The following is a 2,295-nucleotide window of genomic DNA, read 5'->3' on the forward strand; positions in this document are numbered from 1 at the left end:
ATGAGGTCGCCAGTTCGAATCTGGCTATCAGCTCCATGACCTGGAGCACGTTGTTTCAATGGGTTCGGGGGTTTTTTTATGCCCGTTTTCATGTTCCCTTTCAACGCTCCTTTTGAAGAAAAAGGATACAAAAACCCAAACAGAAGCATCCTTTGCGCATTGTTCACACATCGTGACGACCATGAACAGCACTCACATATTGTACCATACGATACAGGATAATACCAAACACAACGAGCAAATTTCCCACGAAAAACGATGTTTCAGAATGATCGGGAAGGACACAACACGATATTCCTGTCGCGTGAGAAGGCAGGATTAAATATGACGTGCAAATCGCATCTGATTCATTTCTTTACGAAATGGCAGGAAGCAATGTTCTCACCGGCTGCCCGTCCTGGCACCATCAGGCAATCAGGAATGTGGACAACACACCTGGATTCCATCGGGGTACTCTTCGAATAGCGGAGCATTTCATCCTGACCGGAGAGGCATAAAGTACACAATTCCAAGCCCGAATATTTGTGTAGAATACTTCGGTTTATATTGCAGAAATGACTTGCTATTACAGGCGTTTAGAGTGATATATACACTACCGAAAGGTAATACACACAAACGGAGGAAACCACGATGCGTTACATCGACCACACCAACTGCAAGACAGCCTTTGAAAAAGGCGAAGACCACGAGATCCAGAGCCTTGGGAAGCTCACCCGCACGGCTATCAAGATTGCCGAAGCAAACGGTCTCGGAGTTCTGAAGAACCGTCAGGGCTACTACAGGATCATCAAGAAGAGCGGCCTCGGAGCCTACGAAGACGTCCTTTCCAGCCTCGCTGAGGTTGACGCCTTCTTCAAGAACCTCGACAGCCACAAGGCTACGAAGTATTAAGGAGGGACCGACAATGATTAGACTGGAAAAGTTCTACGATCTGATCAGCCGCAATGCCACGGTGACGCTGACCAACCGCCAGCTTGATACCACCTTCTTTGAAGGCAGCATGCGAGACATTCCGGACCGTTTCAGCAACTGCATAGTCGAAGACTTCTGCGTGTCCAACACCGGCGATTTCCTTTTTAAGATCAAAGTCAACCCGGTCCCCGCAAACGAGGAAAAACGCCTCTGGCACGAAGGCAGCCTACGGGTCCACGGCAGCATCTTCCATTACTGGTTCAAGCAGTACGACGAAGGCTCCGAGTTCGGAATCGACGGCGGCAGGATTTCCAAGCTGATGCTTAAGCGCAATGGCGAGATCGTTTGCAACTACGACAGAGGCTGGGATGTTCAGCCGGTCGACGAAGACACTCAATTGGCCTACGAAATATTGGTACATACCGAAAACTTCTAAACCCCGGTAAAGTAAATACCCTTGGGACATGAGCCGCTCGGCTCTGTTCCTCGTTATGACGGTCGCTTCAGGCGGCTATTTTTTATGCCTTTTTGGAGGTGATAACACTTGAGGCGAATGAAAAAATACACACCGACGAAGTTCAAAGCGAAGGACTCCGTCTATGACAAGACCAAGGCTGACTACGCTGTCTCGTTCATTGAGTGCCTCTGTCACACCAAAGGTACATGGGCAGGAAAACCCTTCACGCTGATCGACTGGCAGGAGCAGATTATCCGGGACATCTTCGGAATCATCAAGCCCAACGGATACCGGCAGTTCAACACCGCCTACATTGAGATACCCAAGAAGATGGGTAAATCGGAGCTTGCGGCTGCGGTCGCACTTCTGCTCACATGCGGCGACGGTGAGGAACGGGCGGAGGTCTACGGCTGCGCTGCGGACAGACAGCAAGCCTCGATTGTTTTTGAGGTCGCAGCCGATATGGTCCGAATGTGTCCGGCCCTCAACCGTAGGGTCAAAATCCTGACGGCCACAAAGCGGATCGTGTACCTGCCGACAAACAGTTTCTATCAGGTGCTGTCAGCAGAAGCATACTCGAAGCACGGCTTTAACATCCACGGCGTGGTGTTCGATGAGCTGCACACCCAGCCCAACCGGAAGCTCTTTGATGTTATGACCAAGGGCTCCGGTGATGCTCGTATGCAGCCGCTTTACTTCCTTATAACCACAGCCGGTACAGACACCAAATCCATCTGCTATGAAACGCACCAGAAAGCAAAAGACATCATCGAGGGCCGCAAGATTGACCCGACCTTTTACCCGGTCATCTACGGTGCCGATGAGAACGACGACTGGACGGACCCGAAGGTCTGGAAGAAAGCGAATCCCTCGCTCGGCATCACGGTCGGTATCGACAAGGTAAAGGCCGCCTGTGAGTCCGCAAA

General features: G+C 50.9%; 3 protein-coding genes. All 3 read left to right on the forward strand.

Annotation, left to right across the window (positions count from 1 at the left end; translation table 11 throughout):
• The first annotated feature begins 630 nt into the window (after window positions 1-630).
• The gene (locus tag QZN53_RS12930; RefSeq protein ID WP_163439325.1) at window positions 631-891 is read left to right on the forward strand and encodes a hypothetical protein; all 261 of its coding nucleotides are present in this window, start codon (window positions 631-633) and stop codon (window positions 889-891) included.
• A gap of 13 nt (window positions 892-904) precedes the next feature.
• Window positions 905-1,348, forward strand: coding sequence for a hypothetical protein (locus tag QZN53_RS12935; RefSeq protein ID WP_205428157.1), 444 nt, complete (start codon window positions 905-907; stop codon window positions 1,346-1,348).
• A 117-nt stretch (window positions 1,349-1,465) separates the two neighbouring features.
• On the forward strand, window positions 1,466-2,295 hold an 830-nt coding region (locus QZN53_RS12940; RefSeq protein ID WP_294653475.1), incomplete at its 3' end, for a terminase large subunit.

The sequence above is a fragment of the uncultured Fibrobacter sp. genome (assembly GCF_900316465.1).
In the GTDB taxonomy this organism is placed as follows: Bacteria; Fibrobacterota; Fibrobacteria; order Fibrobacterales; family Fibrobacteraceae; genus Fibrobacter.